We start from the raw sequence: 690 nt of genomic DNA on the forward strand, positions 1-690 counted from the left end.
CTTACTGATACCATACTTTACAAACAGGACACACAATGCACTTACATTCTGCCACTTCTAGTCAAATTGCGGTCAAGCGTAAAACAAAAGCCCTAAGGGGCTAATTTCTTTTTTTATTTTCTCATATAATCTTTAACAATAAATAATATTAAGCAGTACAGCAAGCTAGTAAAAAACAAACTAAATGCAATTATACTAAAAAGTGGATAGAATGAACCTAAAATGCATAGACCTACTATAAAAGCTACAATTGCAAAAATTCCTAATAAAATTAATAAAGCGTAAATATATGTTTTCATTTATTTTCTCCTAAGTCAAAATGTATCGCTGGTTGACTATTCCATAGTTCTAATGTTTCCTTATCTACTTCTGGCTGATTCATGTACTCTCTGTTCATTCTAATCCTTGTGTTATCTACTTTAATTTTAATACGCTTCTTGTATTCTTGCTGTCGTAAGTACATTAGATATTTATCTCTAGCCATTGTTACCTCCTATAAAGAGTATAACATAAAATGCCTACAAAGTCAATCATAGTTTACATAACAGAGGATAACACTATCCCAAAAAGTGCATATGTTATACTATATAAAGAAGTTAAGAAAGGAAAGCAAATGACAGAAGAACAGCTATTATTTAAGCAAGAAACATTGTCAAAAGTTGACTTTAACGAGTTCTTACTTAACGCTGT

General features: G+C 30.4%; 1 protein-coding gene. It reads right to left on the bottom strand.

All coding sequences use genetic code 11. The annotated features are described in order from the left end of the window. Window positions 1–295: 295 nt before the first annotated feature. Window positions 296–484, bottom strand: coding sequence for a hypothetical protein (locus FDW96_RS00060; protein ID WP_036853251.1), 189 nt, complete (start codon window positions 482–484; stop codon window positions 296–298). Between the last annotated feature and the right edge of the window lie 206 nt (window positions 485–690).

It is taken from the genome of Citrobacter sp. TBCS-15, from assembly GCF_005280815.1.
Taxonomy (GTDB): domain Bacteria; phylum Pseudomonadota; class Gammaproteobacteria; order Enterobacterales; family Enterobacteriaceae; genus Citrobacter; species Citrobacter werkmanii.

Coding starts and splice junctions, on each gene's coding strand:
- FDW96_RS00060 (WP_036853251.1), bottom strand. CDS start 484: ATGGCTAGAGATAAATATCTAATGTACTTACGACAGCAAGAATACAAG.